Origin of the sequence: Psychrobacter sanguinis (assembly GCF_020736705.1) — a bacterium.
GTDB classification, from domain to species: domain Bacteria; phylum Pseudomonadota; class Gammaproteobacteria; order Pseudomonadales; family Moraxellaceae; genus Psychrobacter; species Psychrobacter sanguinis.
The window spans coordinates 970,749-994,111 of record NZ_CP085990.1 but is presented as its reverse complement, the minus strand read 5'-3'; the positions used below and the strand labels follow the sequence as shown (position 1 = coordinate 994,111).

The window sequence follows — 23,363 nt, the reverse complement described above, 5'->3', positions numbered from 1 at the left end:
GTTGGATTAGTTTACTAGTCCAACCTTTTTTACGGCTCAATTTAGGGTTGTATTAGGGGAAAACTAGCTGTCGTGTTTGTCTAACTCATCTGTATTTTCTTCTTCCTCATTATCCTCACGCATCTGCTCCCACTCATCTTGTAGGGCCAACACTGAGCCTTCAGGGGCTTCTGAAGTTTTACCTTCTTCCCAAGGCGCACTGTCTGCCAGCTCTTCAATATGAATAGTCTTCAAGTAATAATCAGGCTGATAATATAGGTCATAACGTGCCGCTTTTATCACCGATAGCATCATCAAAGATAGAATAACAATCAGCGGAGCACCAGCGATAATAGAAGCAGTTTGCAGAGTCGCCAAATCACCTAAGAACATCAAAATGGCGGGCAATAGACACAGGGTAAATGCCCAAAATAAACGGTTCCAACGGTGTGGTTCGTCGTCCACTTCTATTTGCACCACGGACGCTAAAATATAAGAGATTGAGTCAAAAGTCGTCGCGGTAAATATTACGGCTAAGAGGGTAAATACGGCTACCACGGCATAAGACATGGGCAGGCTATTTAAAATCGCAAAAATTGCAGCAGTGGCTGATTCATTGTTAAGAATACTCACCACATCTACGGTGCCGTTTAACTGTAAATACAAGCCATAATTACCTAAGATAATCATGAACATTGCACAGCCTAACGAACCATAAAACATTGAGCCTACTACCATATTTTGAATGGTACGGCCGCGTGAAATTTTGGCGATAAATAGACCAATGGTAGGGGCAAATACCAGCCACCATGCCCAGTAGAATACGGTCCAATCTTGAGGGAAGGTAGTGTGTTTAAAGCCAAAATTTTCAAAGTCTTTAAAGGGCTCAATATAAGTCATCATCCGCGGCATTTCAGTTATCGAGCGGCCTAACGCCTCAAGTCCGGTATTGAAAATAAAGACAGTTGGACCAGCGATAAGGATGAATAATAGCAGTCCTATGGCCATGTAGAAATTGATATTAGACAGTTTTTGAATACCGCCTTTTAGACCTTGATAGGCACTATAAGCAAAGATTAACGTGGTCACAAACAGTACTACCAATTGCATGGTAATGTTGCGTGGTAAGCCAAATAAGTTGTATAGACCTTCGTTAATCAAGGGGGAGGCCAGACCTAATGTCGTTGCCCCACCACCGACCATACCAAATACAAACAGCACATCGAGCATCTTTGCCCAATTACTGTGAGCTAGTTTTTCACCCAATAAAGGCATCAACGTTTGGCTGACCTTTAGTACCGGAATCTGGCGTACATAATAAAAATAAGCGATAGGCACGGCTGGTACCAAATAAATGGCCCAAGCGACAGGTCCCCAGTGGAAAATACCATAGGTGGTGGCCCAGCGGATGGCGTCAGGTGATTCAGCGGCGATACCAAAAGGAGGGCCTTGATAATAATAGGCCCATTCAATAAGTCCCCAATATAGAATACTGGCTCCAATACCTCCGCAGAACAGCATGGCAGCCCAAGAGGCATCTTTAAACTCTGGGGTATCTTCGGGACGACCAAGCTTGATGTTACCGATATCAGAGAAGACGATATAAATGACAAATATCATCGCCAAAATGCCAAAGGTCAAATAGGCAAAGCCGAAGTTGGTGGTAACAAAGCTCCGGGCAATTTCCACCCACTCTTTACCTTGCTCTGGAAAGAAAACTAGGGGAATACAAATGCCTAACAGGATGACCAGCACCATACCGAAGGTAAACTTATCAATACGGGTGTCCGGCTCATGATCAGGACGGCGTTGAGTAATGTTCATTGGTGCATTAAAAGTGCCTAAATGAGGCGGTCTTTTATGTGCTGAATTGGTCTTAATAAAGTCTGGAAGGTATTATTTTGAGTGGGATTGTAAGTGACTATTTATAGGGTGACGGTTTTTATTGTCACTGGATTTATTGTCACTGGAGTTAGTCATATTACTTCTCCTGAGTCAGTATTGAGATCATCTTTCTTTTAATAAAACTTAAAAGGGGCAGGTATAGTAACATACCTTATTAATCTAATAGGACTCAAGAGTAGAGGCTAACCCGTCATAATGCTATTTTATAATGGTCAAAATTAATCTTATTGATTCAGACCATTTTTTTTATTCTCGATATTTTCAGCTGTTATTTTTATCAAAGATTATCTTTTGAGGTCAATGCTTACTCTTTGCGGTCATTGGTATGGATGAGAGCAGTGTTTTCCGTAGGGGCTTATTTATTATTGATGCTTATGCTCAAATATAGCTCTGCAGATAAAGTAAGCACTTTATTCTTTTTATTACCCTTACTGACAATGATTTTGGAAAGTCTGGTTGTTGATACTACTTTGAGTGAGTTAACTATTTTTGGTGTCCTATTAATTTGTGCAAGTTTGTTCATTTATCAGACTCAAAAATCTTCTAAAGCTATGTAGGTTCAACTGATTTACTTATACAAAATTTAGAGTAATTTTAAAACTAATACCCAAACCATAATTTAATATTCTCCCAAAATGATGTTCGAGAATTACTTTCTTTTTCGGACGCACGATGCCTATCAATTGATGGTGTATTATCAATAGAACCACTACTAGCAGCATTGCTAGGGAACGCAGCGTTCAGCTTATTGCAAGTAGGATATTTGGCTTGTAACTGCTGTAAATAATAAGCTTGATCTTCCTCTATAAAGCCATCCAATATTCCAACTTTATAGCTGCTGTTATGACCACATTTACCCTCTACTCGGTTCCATGCTAAAAAAGGCACCAATGGTTTACCAACTATCAATTTATCATCTTTACAGCTTAGAGTTGCTATGGATGCTACCGTGTAATCTTTTGGTTTACTGCCATCTTGGTTATACGCCAGCCCAATAACTAAGTCATTTGGCTCGATACCCTTTAACTCAAAATCACTTTGCCAGTGCTCAGCTTTAGAATACATAAGCCACATTTTAAGGGTACGAAAAACGAAGCGATAATGACTAAACTGCAAGTCAAAACCCTTCTGCTGATTATCCATTAGTATGGGCTGAGATGATTGCAGACGAGCAATAAATACATCGTTTTTTGAGAGCGGCATACATGCCCATACAGTTTGCATCGACAAGAAGAGTATAATCAAAATAGGTATGCGATATAAAAAACGCATTTTGTAATCCTTCTTTCACAAGTCAACCCGCTGATAGTTTATGTGGTACGAATAATAATAAGTGGGTAGCCAAATCGTCATGACGCAATTGTACAATATTCGAACTTAACTTTATTTCGACCACCGGTCTCGCATAAACGTTAAGACATAAAATAGGACCGTCGTAATAACACTTAGAATTAAGATATAAGTCAGATCCTGCCCTAACTTTAGGGTCATATTAAGGACATAGTTTAGCCCAAATACAACGATAAAAAATATAAGTAAACTGCTTATCTTCATGGTAAAACCCTTGTCTTATTTTTATTATTAAACGTGTAATAAGCGTGTGTTAAGCCTGTCATGAATTTTCTATTTCTCAGGACAGCCTGTGATGTCTTGAATGCTATGGTATAGAGGCTGTAAACGATCATACATCTTCAGATAAACTTCATTGTACAAGCGTTTATAAAGCGAAACATTGGCGGCTATGGGCAAAAATTCATCACCCAAATGAGTCATCGCCTCAGCTGCGGTAGAATAATCTGGATAAACGCCAAGCCCCACTGCACAGTTTATGGCCGCGCCCAAACCAGAAGCCTCGAAAGTATGAGGACGATAGGCGGGCATAGCAAATATATCTGCAGTCAGTTGCATCGCTGCATCGCTTTGAGATCCGCCCCCAGAGACGCGAAGGTGCTTAATGGTCTTACGAGTGCGCTTCTCAATGGTATCAAACCCAAGCTTTAACTCATAAGCCAAACCTTCCAAAATAGCCCGATAAATATGGGCGCGGGTATGCACATCACCAAAACCAATCAACGCGCCTTTGCCTTCAAGCCCAGGATGACGTACGCCAGGTGACCAGTAAGGCTGCAGCATCAATCCCATTGATCCCGCAGGAATGTCTTTAACCGCTTGATCTAGTAAGTGTTCAGTATCAATACCTTGGGTCTTCGCCAGTTGCGCCTCGTAATGGGCAAACTGCTCTTTGAACCAGCTGACCATCCAAAATCCGCGGTAAATCATATACTCGTGATTGTAGTAATTTGGGACCGCCGCTGTATAGGCAGGCATGTGCTTTAGCACCTCAATATAGTTGGTTGAGGTGGTATTAATGGTAGCCGTGGTGCCAAAACTTAGGCACGCGGTATCGGCAGATAAGCCGGCACTGCCCAATGCCTCGCAAGCCTTGTCACTGGCCGCTGCAATCATCGGTGTGCCCTCAGGAATACCTGTGGCTGTCGCCGCTTCGGCGGTAATATGTCCTAATTTTTGCCCAGGTGCGACCAGTCTTGGCATCTGTTCGATGCGACAACTGAATAGGCGCCACTTAAAGTTGTTGGGCTTCATCCACTTTTGTGCCTTGTAGTCATAAGGCAAGTAGCCGGTGGTCTGACCCGACGAGTCGACCAAATCATCGGTCAGCTTATAAGTCAAATAGGCCGATAAATTGACATAATGGGCAGTCTTAGCCCAAATCTCAGGCTCATGACGGGATAACCAGTTGCAGCGTGCTTTTTTCTGAGCCTCTTCTGCCAATTCTCCCATACCAACCAGTTTGGTGAGGGGGTCAAGAAATCCCAAATCATTGGTTTCGCCTTGGCGAAAATCCATCCAAACAATGGCAGGGCGTAATGGCTGTTTATCCTTATCCAGACAGATCATGGTATAGCGTTGTGTGGTTAGGCTTACCCCTGCAATTTGCGAAGGTTTGATATCGCAGTTTTGCCATAATTGTTGACAAGTTTCACTAAGTTTTTCCCAATAATAATGGGCATGCTGCTCAGCAAAGTTGGCCTGAGTGGAAAAATAAGGCTCAATAGGAATACGCGCTTTAGCAATTTCAGTACCGAACTGATCAAATATTAAGGCTCTAATACTCTGAGTGCCATTGTCTATGGCCAGTAAATAAATTGGGGTTTCGTTTTTAACGCTCATAAGGGTGTGCCACTCGGTCATTAATAAGAAAATTGGCTTTGGGATATTGAGATAAAAAATTATCCCATAGCTAGCCTACATTTTTGGATAGAGTCATCATAGGGTTTAACTAGGACTGAGGGCAGGGAGAAGATAAGGGAGCCTCATTATTAGGTTACAATATTAACCTAACCTGTCAGGCCAAAAAGCGGATAACGCTTATTGCTAACCTTAAAGGTCCCTAAGTACTCAATCCTTTGAGAAACTTTATCCTTTATGACAATAGTTATAAGTTAAGCCAGTCAGAGAGTCGATGCGACTTACTATAATATAAGTTACTGTAAATCAAGACTTTAAGCCAGCCTATCACTCACTGTCAAAGTTTTTAAAATCGACGGGTTATGCCGCCGGTAAATGCGCCGGTAAATGATAGTAATTTTGCCAAAGAGCTTTATAAAGGTCGACTTCTTGTTGCCATTTTTGTTGATCCCAACCCAGCTCTTGCTGACAAATCTGTTGCAGTTTATCGGTTACAGAATCTATCATCGCCCCTTGCGGCAAGATAAGACCTAGACGAGTACGACGCAGTAATAAATCATCTAAATGAATAACTTGCTCATAACGTGCCGCAAATCTAATCTCTGCCCACAGCGTATTGCTATCAGCAACAGGAACAAGCTCTTGATCCTCTGCAAGCTCGAGTAACTGATCTAGTTGACGGCCATAAAAACCTTGCAAGCGGTACTGGAGTGGGGCAGGCAACTGAGCAAATTTGTCATTGCTTGGCACCGGATTGCTAAAGACGGCATCATCTATGGCCGCATTATTGTCAATCGGTAATACCTGCTGACAGATTTTAAGCACATCAAGGGCGATAAGACGGAAGGTGGTCAACTTACCGCCACTGACCGTGACCAGATTGTTGTCTAACCACACGCTGTGATCACGTTTCTCTTTGCTAGGACTGACTCGTTTACCATCACCACCTTCAGAAATCAGCGGACGGACGCCCGCCCAAGTACTGATAATATCTTCACGGCTTAACTGAGTATGATCAAACAGACCATTGACCGCCTGTAATAGATAATCGACTTCTTCATTGGTGATGCCGACTTCTTGATCATCAAGGGGTGGGTGGTCTAAATCAGTGGTGCCAATGACGGTTCTATTCTCCCAAGGAAAGACAAACAAAGCTCTTTTATCAACGGGATGCAGTAAAGTGTACGCCTGTTCAATCGGTAGGCGCTCTTGACTAATAACCAAGTGACTGCCCCGAGACGGACGAATTTGTTTATGGAAATTGGTGGGGGTTTCAGAGAAGGCCTGCAGGCGCAACTTATCTGCCCAAGCCCCCGTGGCGCTAACCACCACCTTAGCATAAACCTCATAAGTTTCAGAATGCTGGTCAGTAGCAGTATCTACTAGCTTTGCCCCCACTACCAGACCTTGGTCGTTTTTGAGCAGGCCTTCAGCTTTTAGATAGTTAATAGCTTGCGCCCCATCATGCAGGGCTTCACCGAGCACCCGCATCACCAAGCGCGAGTCATCAGTGACAGCATCACTAAATTGACTGGCGCCCAGTAGCTTGTCTTGTTTAATACCAGGATTTAACGGCGAAAAAGCGTCTTTTTTAAAGTATTTGAAGTAGCGTTTTCCGGCCAGTTTGTCATATACCCTAAGCAGATTATTAAAAATCCAAGGCGGCGGAAACTTGCCTTTATAATGCGGCATCATGTAATGCATTTCATTAACTAGGCCGCCTGCTTCTTTCAGCATACGTTCGCGCTCACGTACACTGAGTAACGTGGTTTTGTAATCCCCAGAAGCGATATAACGTAGTCCGCCATGTACCATTTTGCTAGAGCGACTCGAGGTGCCCCAAGCGAAGTCTCTTTGTTCAATTAATAACACTTGTAGACCACGTTTGGCCGCCTCTCGAGCAATACCTGCTCCGGTAATACCACCCCCAATAATCAACATATCCCAAGGTTCGGTGCGCAAAAGGGGTATTAAAGCTTGTTGACGCTGTTGTGTTTGGGTCATGAGTGGTTCCTCATCAATGGGTGGCAATTAGTGTGTAGCAAATAGCATGGCTAGTTATCCATGCTGCTAATACAGGCTTTAGTCTTTGGGCAATTTAGTCCTCTAGCAAAGCGCCTGGATTCATACGCTGCTCAGGATCTAAGCTTTGCAGCATGTCACGGGTCACTTGTAGACCAAGCTCACCTTTTTCAGCCACCAGATAAGGAGCATGGTCACGGCCCACACCATGTTGATGCGAAATCGTGGCTTTGCCGTTGGCCACACTGGTGCTTGCGGCATGTTTAATTTTCTGCCAACGCTGCAAGGTCTCAGCATGACTCTTAGCGGTTCTAAAGAAATAGGTGGTGTATAAGCTGGCACCCTGTTTATAAACATGCGAAATATGGGTAAACGCCATCACTTGTTCGCCATGCTCTCGCAGTGATTCACGAACTGCCTTCTCCATAGCGGCCATTTGCTGGTCAATGTTGGTCCAGTTTGTCGAGGTTTCGAAGGTATCGACCATGATGCCTTTTTCCCATAAAGTGCCACGCAAATACGGGAATTTAAAGCGGCCATGTGCCCATATCGAGCCCATTAAGTCCGCCAATTTACCGGTGACACCGCCATTTTGTTTTAACAGCTGTTTAAACTGGGTCAATGCCAGTGCATTTTGGGCTTTGTCGCCCGTCACGCCATAAGTGAGCATCACTTTATCCGAGCCTAACCCCTTAGATCTTAAATAGGCAGTAATGGCCAAGAATTGACTGCGCGTGGTGCCTAAATGTAGATGGGCATTGGTCTCAGTAGCATTACTTAGGCGTAACATAGATAGACGAACATTTTTTCGAACCGCTTGTTTTAATAACGCTTGCCCCGCTTCCCAGTTAGGTAAGAACGCCACTTTAAAAACCTCTTGCTCAGGCTGAGGCTGTACCCGCATTTTGACTTCGGTAAAGATACCGGCACGGCCTTCAGTACCCATCATCATTTCACGCAAATCAGGACCGGCAGAGGAGGCAGGGATATCGGGTATGGTCAACTTGCCTTGAGGGGTGACTAAGGTACCGCCAGCGAACATTTGTTCGATACGGCCATAGCCTAAAGACTGCTGACCACTTGAACGGGCTGCAATCCAGCCGCCTAAAGTAGATAATTCCCAAGATTGTGGATAATGTCCTAATCGGTAGCCATGATCACTCAGCTGTGCTTCTACAGCAGGTCCTTGAGCACCTGCACCAAAGGTAGCAATTTGGCTTGCTTCATCCAAATCAATGAGTTTGTCCATATGACCAGTGGCAATGGTCAATACTGGACGAGGATCCTTAGGCGGATTAATATGACCGGCCACGGATGTACCGCCACCGTAAGGGATAACCACTAGGTCGTGTTCACTGGCCAAGGCCAATAGCTTTGCGACATCTTCGGTAGTTTTCGGCATGGCGACCCCATCAGGGAAAACGCCAAAATCACCACTGTGCATGGCAATCCAATCGGGGAAGCTTTGCCCACGCGCATGTCTGACACGTACTTCGTTGTCAGTAGAGACCATTGCCAATTCGGTGAGGGCATGAGGGAGTCGTGAGGAAGGAACTGTTTTTAATACCGATTCTAGGCTAACAGAAGGCAGTTTTTGAGTTTTGCCGATATGAGATTTAATCAGTTTAGCCCCATGAGGTGAGACTGCTTTATTGATATTGATATTGCCCCAACCATTCCAGCGGGTCTGTTCTTTAGGGGTATTACTTTTGACAGGGAAGTCTAAAGCAGGTTGTTCAGTCTTATTAGCAGGTGACGTATTAGAAGCAGTCATTTTGCGAAGAATTGAGGTGATTTTACTCATAGGGATATAACCTTTCCATTTGTTATAGTCATGATTTAATGAATATATTACTAATTGTTTGTAGTTAATACAATATAATAAACTATTTATTAACACAATTTAAGTAATAGAGATTTAATCCATCGCCTTACTGAATTAATTACACTTTTCGAAGGCATTTAAAAACACAATTCCCCATCATGGCTTAGATTCTTGTTAAAATAGCCGGATATAATTTTATCCCTACTTCTACGTCACGGTTAGATAACCTTCCTAAAATCTGACTTAACTTTGAATTAGACTTGCCCAATTGGACATCACTATGAGTAATAACACACCTGCCATCAAAGAAGACCGTATTTTAATTATCGATTACGGCTCACAGTACAGCCAGCTTATTGCCCGCCGTGTGCGCGAAGCCGGTGTTTTTTGTGAGATGTATCCTTATGACATCGACACTAGCCGTATTGAAGCGTTTGGTGCCAAAGGCGTTATCTTATCAGGTGGTCCTGAAAGTGTGCACGATGAAAACAGCCCAAAAATCAATCAAGCTTTGTTTGATTTGAATGTGCCTATTTTAGGTATTTGCTATGGCATGCAAGCCATGGCCGATCACTTTGGTGGTAAAGTGCAAGCCAGTGATGTACACGAGTTTGGCGCAGCGACCATTGAAATTACAGGGTCTAGCACCTTGCTTGATGGTATCGAAGATGCGCATAAAGACAACAGCTTAATGCACGTTTGGATGAGCCATGGTGATAAAGTTGTTGAAGTTCCAGAAGGCTTTGATGTTATCGCCAGTACCCCAAGCTGCCCAATCGCAGTGATGGTCAATGAAGATAAGAAATACTACGGCCTACAGTTCCATCCAGAAGTGACTCATACCCTACAAGGCGATGTGTTGTTGTCACGCTTTGTGCATCAAATTTGTGATTGTGCCGGTAGCTGGACGCCAGATAATATTATCGACATGCGTGTTGAGCAGTTAAAAGAACAAATCGGTGACAAACAAGTGCTGCTTGGCTTATCGGGTGGTGTAGATAGCTCAGTAGTTGCCGCATTATTACACAAAGCGATTGGCGATCAACTGACCTGTGTGTTTGTGGACAATGGTCTATTACGTCTGCACGAAGGCGATCAAGTAATGCAAGTATTTGCTGAAAACATGGGTGTAAAAGTGGTTCGTGTGGATGCTGAAGAGCGTTTCTTAGATGCGTTGGCAGGCGAGTCAGACCCTGAAGCTAAGCGTAAAATTATTGGTAAAACCTTCATCGACGTATTCGCTGATGCAGCACGTGATGTGAGCCAAGGTAGCGACGGCAAACCAGTCGAGTTCTTGGCTCAAGGGACTATTTATCCTGATGTTATCGAGTCAGCGAAGTCGCACCAAGGTAAAGCCCATGTCATTAAGAGCCACCATAATGTAGGTGGTTTACCGGAAGACCTACAGTTTGAATTGGTTGAGCCACTACGCGACCTATTTAAAGACGAAGTGCGTAAATTGGGTATCGCATTAGGCCTACCGCATAAGATGATTTACCGTCATCCGTTCCCTGGCCCTGGCCTAGGCGTGCGTATCTTGGGTGAAGTGAAAAAAGAATATGCTGACATCCTACGTCAAGCAGACGCTATCTTTATGCAAGAGCTTGAGAAATCAGGCTGGTATGAAAAGACCGCACAAGCCTTTGCGGTATTTACCCCAGTAAAATCTGTGGGTGTAGTAGGTGATGGCCGCCGTTATGCTTGGGTTATCGCTTTACGTGCGGTTGAAACCATCGACTTTATGACCGCACGTTTTGCCCACTTGCCCTATGAGTTAATCGAGACTGTCAGTAACCGTATCATGAACGAAATCGCAGATGTTTCTCGTGTGACTTATGACGTATCAAGTAAGCCACCAGCCACTATTGAGTGGGAATAACAGTAAGTATGGTAGGTTCTAAACGGTATTTTTAACGAGGAAAGCACCCGATTGGGTGCTTTTTTTGTGTCAAAGTATAGCTATTCATATATAAAAAAGTATAAATAATATGTTAGTTCAAATAACACTGTTATAATTATTAGTAAGGATTTCAATTATTTAAACTTCGATGTTGACCCTAAATATGGGTCGAACCAATCCTTATTTTGCCCTATAAAAAATGAGCCCTACTTTAGAATTAAGAGCAGAAAAATTAAGAGTAGAGCTATTTCACTCCTCATAATGAGAAAGGTTATTGTATTCGACTGTTTAATCGATCTTATAAAGTTTAACTGCCCTAAGGGTAGTTTGCTCGACGTAATATTCTATTAATAGCTTTTAAAACAATTAAACATTTAGAGAGAAATATGAACTCAGACAATAAAATAATAAGTCTTGAAGAAGCATTAAGTTTCATAAAAAGTGGTGACCATGTTGTTACAGGCCTGGGAGCAGGTGAAGCAAAACTATTTTTAGAAAACCTCCATACCATCGCTGACCGTGTTAACAATGTCACCATCACTAATAGCTTAACGTTAATTCAACCTAAGTTTTATGAAGATCAATATAAAGATTCTTTCAATATTGATAGTATGTTTTTCTCGCCTGTAACGAGAAGCGCACATAAAAATGGCAATATTAATTATGTGCCTAATCATCTGTATTTATCAGCTTCTGATAGGATGAAGCATATCACACCCGATATTTTTATTGGTTCGGCAACACCTCCTGATAAACATGGCTTTATGTCATTATCTTTATCCAATGTTTGTGAAACACAGTTTATAGAAAATGCTAAGTTGGTTATTTTGGAGATTAATGAAAATTTCCCTAGAACTTTTGGTGACAATGAAATACACATCGATGATGTTGATTATTTGGTTAAAGCGGATTATCAACCTCCTTTTTTACCAGAAATTGAACCCAACGAAAAAGATTTAAAAATAGGTAAACTCATTGCAGAACATATTCAAGATGGGGATACCATTCAGCTTGGTATCGGCGGAATTCGAAATGCGGTTGCTGCCTGCTTGAAAGATAAAAAAGATCTAGGTATTCATACCGAAATGATGACGACAGGTATGCTAGATTTAATCGAGCAAGGCGTGGTTACTGGCAAGAAAAAGTCATTACATAGAGGTAAAGTAGTGTTTTCATTTGCTTTAGGCAGCAAGCGTTTATATGACTACTTAGACGATAACCCATCAATTATTGTGGGTAAAGGTTCCTATGTCACTGACCCTTATGTGATCAGCCAAAACGATAATATGATTTCCATCAATACGGCCATCGAAGTGGACTTAACCGGTCAAGTATGTTCTGAATCTATTGGTCATACCCAATTTAGTGGTACAGGCGGTCAGTTTACGACGGCTGTCGGCGCTCAGATGGCTAAAAATGGTCGTAGCATCATCGCTTTGTATTCCACTTTTACTACTAAAAATGAGCAGGGCGAACGGGTAGAAATGTCCAAAATTGTTCCTTTCTTAAAGCTAGGGTCTATTGTAACTTTAACCCGTACTAATGTGGATATGGTTGCCACGGAATATGGGATTGTTAGTTTAGAAGGCACCAATGTTAAGGAGCGTGTTGAGCGTTTAATCTCTATTGCCCATCCTAACTTTAGAGATCAGCTGCGTGCTGAGGCGGTAAGCTGTGGTTTGCTAGTAGAGTAGCTTTTATTAATAAAAGCAGTATTTTCAATGCGAAAAGCACCCGATTGGGTGCTTTTTTTGTGTCTTAAGTAATCGTGTCACAGCTTCAGCAAGACCTTGCCTTTCTTACCCTTTTGCACCTTGCCAGACACCGCTTCATTAATATCCTCAAGATCAAAAATTGCCTCTACCGGTAGCGTAAGCTGATGGTTAGTAGCGTGCTTGATGAGTTGATTGATTAACCGTTGCTTATTTTCAAGATCCATTTCACGACTGGTTTTACTGCCCCAAAATCCCTTAACCACTGCCTGCTTAAAAATCAAATTGCTAGGATTTATAATCATCGGCTCACCAGCCATAACCCCAAAAGAAACCAACGTACCATTGGTGCCCAATAGGTCTAATAAATCATTGCTAGCTTCACCGCCTAAAGAGTCGACAGCGGCACTAATTTGAGCATCATCAACGAGTTCACGCACTTTGTCTTTCCAGTTTGATTGTGAGACATCAATAGAGTACTCAATACCCAGATCGGTTAACTCTTGAGCCGCTTCTGCTCGGCGTACCAAGCCAATCGTATGAATCCCACGAGCGGCAGCAATCATCGCAAAAGATTTACCTACAGCACCGTTAGCCGCATTAAAGATAACCCATTGACCTGGCTGTAATTGCATAAACTCTAGCAGCATTAACGCACTAAGCGGCATGGCAATTAATTGTGCGGCTATTTCATCCTCAAGCTCATCTGGCACAGCAAATACCATTTTTGCAGGGGCCGTAAAGTATTGGGCCCAAGTGCCTGTGACACTGGCAGTTGCCACTCGTTGGCCAATTTCAAAATCCTCCACCTCTTCACCTACAGCATCAATAATGCCCAGTGCTTCACTACCAGGCGTCGTAGGTAAATCTGGTTTATCGCCATACTGACCACGAATGGTAATCAAATCATGGTTATGAATTGAGGCCAAAATAGTTTTAACACGTACCTCTTTTGGTCCTGGTTCTGGTATAGGAATGTCGGTAATACTCAATACTTCTGAAGGTTTACCAAACTGGTGATAAGTGGCACTACGCATAACACAATCCTTATTTATTATTGTTGAGTAGGTTGATGGATAGATTAAGTCCTGATAGTAGCGTTAACCCGATTAAGTTAAATACAGTCAAGTTAAATACCACCCAATTAAATGTAACGCTATCGGTGAGGCTTTGAAGAATGACAGTCAATAAGGGAGATTTAGTTGGTTTTACAAAAAAGCACCTCATAATGAGATGCTTAATAAGACTTTAAACCAATAAGCTTCAAACAAACTTTAAATAAATGGATTGGTTCGAATCTGCTTTAATAATAACGACTTACTAAGACTGATTGAAACTTAAGGCTTTAATAAAATCTTACCTTTTTTATCCGATTGAACCTCTTCAGACACTGCTTTTTTGATATCTTCTAACGGATAAATACCGCCAGTTGGTAGCTTTAATTTGCCCGTTGCGGCTCGGTCAATTAATTCAGCAGTTAAGCGTTGAAGAGTTTCAGGAGTCGCCTCTTTCATCTGCACAGCTCCCCAGAACCCTTTAACTTGAGTCTGTTTAAAGATTAAGTCATTAGGGTTTAAGGTCAATGGCTTACCTGTCATACCACCTAATGAGGCCATGACACCGTCTTTACCCACTAAGGACAACAGCTCGCCACCAGGTTGACCGCCAACAGCATCAACTGCGCCTCGGATTGAAGGATTGCCAGTGGCTTGTTTTAGGATATCTTTTACTTGTTGTTGCCAGTCATCGTCTTCGGTCTTCACCGTATTTTCGGTAATACCCAAATCAACAAGCTCTTGTTTTGAGTCTTCACTACGCACCACATTAATCGAATTAATGCCACGTTCAGACGCTAATTGCGCCAATGACATACCGACAGCACCGTTGGCCCCATTATGAATCAACCATTGCCCTGGTTGTAATTCTAAGAACTCTATCAGCATTAACGCACTCATTGGCATAGCGATTAACTGAGCCGCAAGTTCATCATCGATGGTATCGGGTAGGGGTATTACTTTATCGGCTGGAGCTTTGAAGTAGTCGGCCCAAGTACCTTGAGCGCCAGATACCACCACCCGCTGTCCTTTTTTCAGACCTTCTACTTCGTCTCCTAAGGCATCAATATTACCTACCGCCTCACTACCACCGACTGCTGGTAGGTCGGGTTTTTCACCATACTCGCCTTGTATCATGATTAAATCATGGTTATGAATCGAAGATAACAGAGTTTTTATACGCACCTCGTTAGGTTCAGGTTCTGGCATCGGCGTGTCTTGAAGGTTTAAAACATCTTCAGGTTTTCCGAAATTACTATATGTGGCACTACGCATGATAAGGTCCTTTATTTCACTGATTATTATTATTGGGTTAGTGTTAAACGGATTTTTATAATTTAAGTTATAGGGCTATATAGCCCGCATTCTATCCCGCTGTACGTCTAAGTTATTTGAGTTATTAGACTTGCGATTAGCTTTAAGTTATTTTAAGCAATAATTTATCAAACAAGCCTTCTATATAGACGTCATCAACTACCTTACCGCTCTATAAAGCTGTCATCAGTGCGACTTTGGTTAATGGTGTAGTGCTCTTTTTACAGCAAGTTAAGCGCCATTATCTGTCTGTTGAGATTGCACTTTTTTAGGTTCAATCACTTTAAACCGCTTATCCACCATATCGGTCAATAAAGGCTTGCCTTGCTCATTGATACGAAACATCCCGTATTTCGCTTGTTCAAAGGCTTCAGCCTGACCTTCTTGAAAGAAGAAAGCGTTGGTGGCAATTTTTAACTGACTATGACGAATACGATACTGTAAGAGCATTTCGTCTTGGGCTAACGGTTCATCACCACTCCCTGAGTGCTGCGCTAAGCGTACAAAATGGCCTACGCCCTGTGCATCTTTTTTAATAATTACTGAGCCGTCTTGCGAAATATTGTACAAAGTCTCAACGTACTCTAGGTTACCTTCTGCGACCTCTTGAGCTTCTATTGCCGCCATGATGGGCTCAGCGATGGCATAGTTTAACGCCATATAATCACCTTGCATTAGGCTGCGAGGGTCAACAGGTGCCAGTTCAAGTAGCACTTCCTCTGCCGTGGTCAAATGGGTTTCGTACTTTTTAATAGTTAGATTTGTTATGACCAAGGTGATTAACAGACCAACAACAGCCAATACTAGGCTGACCTTTTTCCTTAATGTTAAGGGTGTCTCAACCCTAGGTTTCGAGGGTTTATTTGGGGGTATGGGCGTAGGAGTATGAGGGGGAGTGGGTGTTATGCTCATGATAATTCCTCCTCTTTTGCATCATCATCGTTAGGTTTATCAGTAGGGGATGAGGCTGGGTAAAGTCTAAGCAGGCTAGAGTGGACAAAGTGCTCCCTATTTAGCAATTTACGAATGGCAAATAACACTAGAGCCACGGCCATTAAGGAGCCAGACTTCATTAATAAGCTACTGTCGAGCTGATAGTAGTACCAGAAAACGTAGCCCACTAAGGCACTAATACCGAGTCCCAACAGCGTTTTATCCTGGTTGGCAACCGCCATAATAATCACCAAACTTGTGGCCAATATTCCTGAGACATATACAGATACGATGCCCAAACAAATAATCGACAAACCAATTAAACGTCCCGTCTTTGAGGTAAGCTTGAGCTGATAATGACTCAAAATAAGATGGGCTGCATAGAGACACACTGCGACCAGAAGCGTTTGGGCCAAAGGATAATTGTAGGCAAACTCAGTCGTTACCCCTACGATATACTGTGTATGTTCAGCGGCGATAAACAGCACAGATATCATTAATAGCATTACTGTACTGGCATAATTCAATGGCTTTACTACGGTAGAGAGCCACGGCTGTTGGGTAAAGGGAAGTCGTTTGGGTGTTTTAGAAAACGGCAGCTTAGCTATCGGTAAGCCCGTAACCGTGGCAACTAATGCCAATACGGCTGCAGATAGCTCTGGCAGCTGGTAATAACTCAATAACCACACTAAGCAGCCTAACGCTATAAAAGCACTGAAAAAGCGGTGTAAACTGTCTTGGATAATGGCGAGTAGCAGTACTTGTACCAGCATAAATATACTGACTATAATCATCGAAGTATCAAAAGTTTCAAACAGTACCGCCCCTAAGAATGCTTGAGCGGATAGGCTTAATGCAAAGGCTAAACTATTGCTAAAAGTATGCGATTTGTCTCTGTTATTCGCTGCAGCGACGGTCGCAGAGCGTCTAAAAAAATGGGGATTAAACAGTACCCAGCTGATGAACAATAACAGCACACTCAGTATCAGTTTTATGGGGGTGTCTCGCAGTGCAGTGTTCAATAGCACCACCAAAAATCCTGTAATTAACGCCCCAGACAATAGTCCACTCAGACCCAAAAACAACTGTAAATACCAAGGGATGGCAGTGGTAATGGGCGCTTTGATAGCCTGTGTGTTATCGACCGTTTGACTGTTATTTAAATCCTTGAACTTGTCAAAACTCTCAAGCTCTTCCAAATCCTCAAAACTATTAGAACTATCGACATTGATTTCAGTTTGATTTTTAAGGCTATCAGGCCTCACTGACAGCTGCTTGATGCCAGTATTGAGTTTTCGTAGCCAATTTACCGCAGAAGCACTTAAAGCAATAAGCATAAAGGCCAAAGCAAATAACGCTAAGTCGCCTAGATAAGGAGCAATATACTGAGTGGCTATGACCATCAACACCATAATAACCGAGCCCGATAACAGAGTGAGCATCAGTAAATCGATTTGTTTCTTCCGAAAGCGTCCGTAAAAAAGGCACATAACTGCTAGCCATACCCCAAAAGCTAACACAGTAGACAGTAGAGATGAGAGATTCAGTACCGGATAAAGGCCCAAGCGCGTGGCGAAATAGACCACGATTGCCCCGACCACATAAACACTCCAGTGAAGTGGCATGATGATGGCTTCAGTATTAGTTTTAACCCCAGGGTCTTCGGCTTCTACGGACGAGGTTGGCCCGTGTCTAATTTCTTTATCGGCAAATTTATCAGCAAACTTTAAAGCCAAAATAAGGGCCAAGCTATTAATAGCGGTTATTATTGTCAAATACAGTAGGCTTGAGTAAGTGGCATTCGTGAACCAAAAACCACCCACATTGCTATACAGCATAAAACTAAGGTTAATCAGTCCCAACCACAGTAGCCACAATGCCGGTAGGCGAGCGATCAATACCCAAGGAACAATAAAAACTGCCCACATAAAAAATAACTGCCAACTGTCCGCACCTGTCTGATATACCTGACCTACCAGTGCCAACAAGCCGCCGGTTATGATGCTTGCCATCAACAACAGAAGCTGTTGAGCAAAGGGATAGATACCTCTGTGGGCCAACAGGGTATAGCCTAGAATGCTTAATGTTAATGCCCCTTCTACCAAGCCAAACTTACCCATTTTGCCCATGTACATCCAGTTATAAGCAATGAAAAATATCAAAGCCAACACTAAGGCAATGGCACTGGTTATCGCGGTAAACCGAGTGAAAAAACGATACCAAGTCCTACCATCGACTACATCACGGCTGGTTTGAAAAGTAGAGTAAGTATTTAGAATAGGGGAGGTAGAGGGGCGCGTCATAATAGCCTCGATGCGTTTGTTAATCTTCCTTGAATGATTAAGCAGGACAATTGTTTTTTTTACAGCTTATCAGTTATCACAGCATACAGGATAGAGGCGCACTGAAAGTATACGCATAACGTAATTTATTTATTGAATATTCTAGATATTCATCAAAGATTTTCGTTATTTACCAAACAAATGTTTATCAATACATCCATTCTTTAGTTTTTACTGAGTATTGTGACTTGATAAAACGGTAAGTGACTTTGCAGTCAAATCTGTAGCCAAGCATTGGTAAATAAGAAACTATAAAAATTGGTGTAACACGAATATATGAATATTTATTGACAGACTCATATATTTTTTTTATTAATATGCCTATAATGAATTAATGCAGTAAGTTCTAGTTACCTTAATAGTAAGAACCTATACGTTAAGTCACAGTTATTAAGTAATTGTTTTTTAAAACGATTGCTCGTTAGTGTTTTACTTTAATACCGATTTTAGTTTTAGTATCTAGTTTAGGGTTATTTACATTACTGTATAAGCCTGCTTATTCTCGCTTCCATTTACCATTGCCCAAAAGGATTTTATCGTGCGTAAATCAACTTTCATAATAAATTCAGTGTTTCTTCCTACCACATTAGCCTTATCCATGATGTTGGTAGGCTGTGGTGATAAATCTGCGAGCAATAGTAGCGCAGCTAACATCGATCCTAATGTACTGGCCGACAAACAAGAGTTGGTTATCAATAACGGCGCGGAACCAGAATCCTTAGACCCTCATAAAGTATCTGGCGTACCTGAGTCAAATATTTTACGTCAAATGTTTGTGGGATTAACCACCACCGATCCTGATGGTAAAACTATTCCTGGTATGGCTGAAAGCTGGGAAAGCGCAGATAATAAGGTTTGGACTTTCAAGATTCGTGATGCAAAATGGTCAAATGGCGATCCAGTAACCGCCGAAGACTTTGTTTATAGCTTCCGTCGTGTGGTTGATCCAAATACCGCTTCTCCGTATGCTAGTTACTTAGCCGATGACAAAGTTTTAAATGCCCAAGAAGTCATCGACGGTAAAGTAAAACCAGATGCCCTAGGCGTAAAAGCATTAGATGAAAAAACCCTGCAAGTGACGCTATCTGAACCCGTTCCTTATTTCCCAGATACTTTAATTCACACCTCAGTAAAACCGGTTCCTCAAAAGGTAGTCGAAAAGTTTGGTGAAAAATGGACGGATCCTGCCAATATTGTAGTCAACGGTCCTTATAAAATTAGCGAGTGGCAAGTCAACGACAAAATCGTTTTAGAGCGTAACGAAAGCTACTATGACAATGCCAATACTACCTTAGAAAAAATTACGTTATTAGCCATTCCTTCAAGCACCACTGACGTCGCTCGTTATCAGGCAGGTGAAATTGATATCACTTATAATGAAGTGCCTCCTGAGCAATTTGCCTCTTTGAAAGAGCAGCTAGGTGATCAATTACAAGTATCACCGATGCTTTGTACTTATTATTACGAATTTAACACGGTTAAACCGCCTTTCAATGATGCCAGAGTACGTCGTGCATTGGCGTTGGCTCTAGATCGCAACACCATCTCTGATAAGGTAGTTGGTCAAGGTCAAACTCCTGCTTATCAATTAACACCAGTCGCCACTAACGGTATGCAAAATAACACCCCAGAATGGCAAAGTTGGGATCAAGCAAAACGTGTTGAAGAAGCGAAAAAACTGCTTAAAGAAGCCGGTTATAGCGAAAGCAAGCCACTGAAATTTGAGCTGTTATATAACACCAATGATAACCATAAGAAAATTGCAGTGGCGGCAAGCTCGCTATGGAAACAGTCTTTGGGCTTCGTCGATGTCAGCTTGATTAACAAAGAATGGAAAACCTATCTAGACACTCGCCGCAATGGTAACTACCAAGTCGCGCGTGCGGGCTGGTGTGGTGATTACAACGAACCTTCTACTTTCCTAAACATCGTTAAAACTGGCAACAGCAATAACCAAGGTAAATACTCAAGCGCCAATTTTGATAGCTTAATGACACAAACCTTGAAAGCTGGTGTTACCCCAGAGCAGCGTGCCGGTATTTATCAGCAAGCAGAAGCACAGTTAGATGCGGATATGCCTAATATTAACGTTTATCACTACGTTAGCCCACGTCTTATCAAGCCATACGTCGTAGGATTCTCAACCAAAGATCCTTTAGACAACTGGCAAGCTAAAGACCTAAAAGTGGCTAAGCACTAAGCTTAAAACCATAACTTAAAACTATAAAGAAAAATTAGGTCTGTAAGCCCAAGAAGAAGGCCGCTAAGCATGATTGTAAAGCGCCTTCTTCTTGTTAGGGCTTGGTATTTTTTATAAATACAGCTAAAAGTTAAGGTAGTTGCTAGCCGTTCCTAACCGTTAGTTAACTAACTTGTCGTTAATTTTTTTATACAAGGACGTCTGTATGATTAAGTCCCCGCGTGCTCGTTCGATGGCTCGATGGCCCGTTGCGCTAACCTTAAGCGCTTTATTAGGCGCTACGCTAATGGGCTGTAATGACAAAGAAGCGGTTAATAACAGTAGTGATGCAGACAGTAAGGCTGAAAAGGCTCTTGCTGAAGATCAAAGCATTACCATTAATAATACTGCAGAGCCTGAATCAATTGACCCGCACAAAGTATCAGCGGTTCCTGAAGGTAATATCATTCGTCAATTGTTTATTGGCTTAGTAGACACAGACCGTGAAGGCAAAACAGTGCCGGGTATGGCAGAGAGCTGGGAGAGTAAAGACAACAAAGTCTGGACCTTTAAGCTGCGTGATGCCAAGTGGAGTAATGGTGACCCAGTAACGGCAGAGGACTTCGTCTACAGCTGGCAACGTTTGGTCGATCCTAATACTGCTTCCCCTTATGCCAGTTATTTGGTCGATGCCAAAGTCAGTGGGGCAGAAGCGGTTATGGCAGGAGAGGCAAATCCTGAGACCTTGGGTATCAAAGCTTTGGATAATAAAACGCTGCAGATTACCCTAACTGAGCCGGTGCCTTACTTTCCAGATATGTTGATTCATACCTCAACCAAGCCGGTGCCTCAAAAAGTCATTGAGCAGTTTGGGGATAAGTGGACCGATGCGGCTAATATCGTGGTTAACGGACCTTATACCTTGAGCGAGTGGCGGGTTAACGACAAGATTGTGTTGAAACGCAACCCAAGCTATTTCGATAATGCCCATACCACCATTGATACCGTCACTATTTTGCCCATCTCATCACCCACCACTGATGTGGCTCGCTATCAAGCGGGCGAGGTTGATGTGAGTGCTGAAGTGCCCCCTGAGCAATTTGAGTCAATCAAAGCTTCCATGGGCAAGGAGCTGCGCGTCGCTCCCCGCTTATGTACTTATTACTATAAATACAATATTGTTAGACCGCCTTTTAATGATGTTCGCGTTCGCCGTGCGTTGGCCTTAGCTTTAGATCGCGATGTTATAGCCACTAAGGTTATGGGGCAGGGGCAACAACCAGCGTATCAATTAACCCCACCGTCTACCAATGGCATGACCAACTTTACCCCAGAGTGGCAAGCTTGGAGTAAAGAGCAACGTATTAAAGAGGCCAACAGCTTATTGCAGCAGGCCGGTTATAGTGCCAGTCACCCCCTTAAATTCCAACTGTTATACAACACCAGTGACAATCACAAAAAAATCGCTGTGGCTTTTAGCTCGCTTATCAAAGAGGCTTTAGGGGCAGATAAGGTTAAGGTGGAGTTGGTCAATAAAGAGTGGAAGACCTATCTCGATACACGCCGTACAGGGGATTATGACATCGCGCGCTCAAGCTGGTGTGGTGACTATAACGAACCGTCTTCGTTCTTAAATACCTTAAAAACAGACAACACCAATAACCATGGTAAATATTCAAGCCCAGAGTTTGATCGTCTGTTAAATCAGACATTGGTGGAAGGCGTAGATGCTAAACAGCGGGCTAACTTGTATCAACAAGCCGAAGCTCAGCTTGATGCCGATATGCCAAACTTAAATATGTACCATTATGTTGGGGTGCGCTTGGTGAAACCTTACGTAATAGGCTTCCCAGACAATGACCCTTTAGATGTTTGGCACATGAAAGACGTGGCGATTGCCAAGCATTAATTTGCTGACAGCATTGTCTGTTTATTCACCATATCGTTATTAACCGTACCATTATACTAGTAGGATTACTTAAAACAGAGGGTTTATGCTAAAGCTTATATTTCGGCGACTATTAGAAGCCATTCCGACTATGTTTATCCTCATTACGGTGTCATTTTTTATGATGCGGTTAGCCCCAGGTAGCCCTTTTAGCGGTGAGCGTAGTTTCTCGCCTGCGGTTATGGCCAATATCGAAGCTAAATATCATTTAAATGACCCCATGTGGTTACAGTATGTCAATTATCTGAAGCAAATCTTGATGGGCGATTTCGGTCCTTCATTTAAATACAAAGACTACACCGTCAATGAGCTATTAGCACAAGCACTACCGGTCTCAATTGAGCTAGGTTTATATGCCTTTATCTTAGCGGTAGTGTTGGGACTTATCTTCGGTATTGTGGCGGCATTAAAGCAAAACTCATGGATTGATTATATCGTCATGGCTTTCGCCAACATTGGGGTGGTTATTCCAAGCTTTGTGAAAGCGCCATTGTTGGTTTTAATCTTTGCTATTACTTTAAAGTGGTTACCGGGCGGTGGCTGGAACGATGGGGCAGTACAAAACCTTATCTTACCAGTGACGGCACTGGCGTTAGCCTATACCGCCAGTATCGCTCGTATTATGCGTGGCTCAATGATTGAAGTGATGAACAGTCAATATATTCGTACCGCGCGCTCTAAGGGCTTGCCGATGCAGCGTATCGTCTTAAAGCATGCACTGCGTCCGGCGATGCTACCGGTTATCTCCTATTTAGGCCCTGCATTTGTGGGTATTATTACTGGTTCTATTGTGATTGAGACTATCTTTGGTTTGCCAGGTATCGGTCAATTGTTCGTCAATGGTGCATTAAACCGCGACTATGGTATGGTGCTTAGTCTGACCATCTTGGTTGGGGTTCTGACCATTGCTTTTAACGCCATCGTCGATATTTTGTATGCGGTTATTGACCCACAGATTAAGTATTAGGTATCGCTGAGGTAACCCTACTGAGACAATATTCAGGGTTGTCCAACCGTAACTTAGACTTTCAAACATCCC

Annotated in this window: 15 protein-coding genes; 6 read left to right on the top strand and 9 right to left on the bottom strand. The window is 42.6% G+C overall.

Translation table 11 applies throughout. From position 1 onward, the window contains the following. Window positions 1-63 precede the first annotated feature (63 nt). Window positions 64-1,803, bottom strand: coding sequence for a BCCT family transporter (locus tag LK453_RS04190; protein ID WP_201537312.1), 1,740 nt, complete (start codon window positions 1,801-1,803; stop codon window positions 64-66). Between the two features lie 308 nt (window positions 1,804-2,111). On the opposite strand from LK453_RS04190, the gene LK453_RS14395 reads away from it, so the two are divergent. Beyond that, window positions 2,112-2,441: an EamA family transporter gene (locus tag LK453_RS14395; protein ID WP_201537309.1), complete on the top strand. Its 330-nt coding sequence runs from the start codon at window positions 2,112-2,114 to the stop codon at window positions 2,439-2,441. Window positions 2,442-2,484: 43 nt separating this feature from the next. Here LK453_RS14395 and LK453_RS04180 read toward each other — a convergent pair whose 3' ends face one another. The 4 genes from LK453_RS04180 to LK453_RS04165 all read right to left on the bottom strand — a co-directional run bounded on the left by LK453_RS04180 (window position 2,485) and on the right by LK453_RS04165 (window position 8,920). After that, on the bottom strand, window positions 2,485-3,156 hold the full coding sequence (locus tag LK453_RS04180) for a hypothetical protein (RefSeq protein ID WP_201537306.1): 672 nt from the start codon (window positions 3,154-3,156) through the stop codon (window positions 2,485-2,487). A 351-nt stretch (window positions 3,157-3,507) separates the two neighbouring features. Then, window positions 3,508-5,076, bottom strand: a complete 1,569-nt coding sequence (locus LK453_RS04175; protein ID WP_227674325.1) for an FGGY-family carbohydrate kinase — start codon at window positions 5,074-5,076, stop codon at window positions 3,508-3,510. Window positions 5,077-5,454: 378 nt separating this feature from the next. Continuing rightward, entirely contained in the window at window positions 5,455-7,098 is a 1,644-nt protein-coding gene (locus LK453_RS04170) for a glycerol-3-phosphate dehydrogenase/oxidase (protein WP_201537300.1), read from the bottom strand. Window positions 7,099-7,192: 94 nt separating this feature from the next. After that, window positions 7,193-8,920: an FAD-binding oxidoreductase gene (locus LK453_RS04165; RefSeq protein WP_201541518.1), complete on the bottom strand. Its 1,728-nt coding sequence runs from the start codon at window positions 8,918-8,920 to the stop codon at window positions 7,193-7,195. A gap of 301 nt (window positions 8,921-9,221) precedes the next feature. Here LK453_RS04165 and guaA point away from each other — a divergent pair, with 301 nt between their 5' ends. Together guaA and LK453_RS04155 are read left to right on the top strand one after the other, a co-directional pair. Beyond that, window positions 9,222-10,820, top strand: coding sequence for a glutamine-hydrolyzing GMP synthase (gene guaA, locus LK453_RS04160; RefSeq protein WP_201537294.1), 1,599 nt, complete (start codon window positions 9,222-9,224; stop codon window positions 10,818-10,820). Window positions 10,821-11,227: 407 nt separating this feature from the next. Next, window positions 11,228-12,535: an acetyl-CoA hydrolase/transferase family protein gene (locus LK453_RS04155; RefSeq protein ID WP_201537291.1), complete on the top strand. Its 1,308-nt coding sequence runs from the start codon at window positions 11,228-11,230 to the stop codon at window positions 12,533-12,535. 77 nt (window positions 12,536-12,612) lie between these two features. Here the strand turns inward: LK453_RS04155 and LK453_RS04150 are convergent, their stop codons facing one another. From LK453_RS04150 to LK453_RS04135, 4 genes are all read right to left on the bottom strand, one after another. Further along, on the bottom strand, window positions 12,613-13,590 hold the full coding sequence (locus LK453_RS04150; RefSeq protein WP_201537289.1) for a zinc-binding dehydrogenase: 978 nt from the start codon (window positions 13,588-13,590) through the stop codon (window positions 12,613-12,615). A 300-nt stretch (window positions 13,591-13,890) separates the two neighbouring features. Then, the gene (locus LK453_RS04145) at window positions 13,891-14,883 is read right to left on the bottom strand and encodes a zinc-binding dehydrogenase (protein ID WP_201537287.1); all 993 of its coding nucleotides are present in this window, start codon (window positions 14,881-14,883) and stop codon (window positions 13,891-13,893) included. Between the two features lie 270 nt (window positions 14,884-15,153). Then, window positions 15,154-15,834 (bottom strand): GDYXXLXY domain-containing protein, encoded by a 681-nt coding sequence (locus LK453_RS04140; RefSeq protein WP_201537285.1) that lies wholly within the window; start codon window positions 15,832-15,834, stop codon window positions 15,154-15,156. Further along, a complete protein-coding gene (locus tag LK453_RS04135) occupies window positions 15,831-18,158 on the bottom strand; it encodes a DUF2157 domain-containing protein (RefSeq protein WP_201537283.1) in 2,328 nt (775 codons plus the stop codon). Before LK453_RS04135 ends, LK453_RS04140 begins: the two co-directional genes overlap by 4 nt. Window positions 18,159-18,795: 637 nt before the next feature. On the opposite strand from LK453_RS04135, the gene LK453_RS04130 reads away from it, so the two are divergent. From LK453_RS04130 to oppB, 3 genes are all read left to right on the top strand, one after another. After that, window positions 18,796-20,397, top strand: a complete 1,602-nt coding sequence (locus tag LK453_RS04130; protein ID WP_227674329.1) for an ABC transporter substrate-binding protein — start codon at window positions 18,796-18,798, stop codon at window positions 20,395-20,397. A gap of 205 nt (window positions 20,398-20,602) precedes the next feature. Further along, on the top strand, window positions 20,603-22,285 hold the full coding sequence (locus LK453_RS04125) for an ABC transporter substrate-binding protein (protein ID WP_201537279.1): 1,683 nt from the start codon (window positions 20,603-20,605) through the stop codon (window positions 22,283-22,285). A gap of 85 nt (window positions 22,286-22,370) precedes the next feature. Further along, window positions 22,371-23,291, top strand: a complete 921-nt coding sequence (gene oppB / locus LK453_RS04120; RefSeq protein ID WP_007394724.1) for an oligopeptide ABC transporter permease OppB — start codon at window positions 22,371-22,373, stop codon at window positions 23,289-23,291. Window positions 23,292-23,363: the final 72 nt, after the last annotated feature.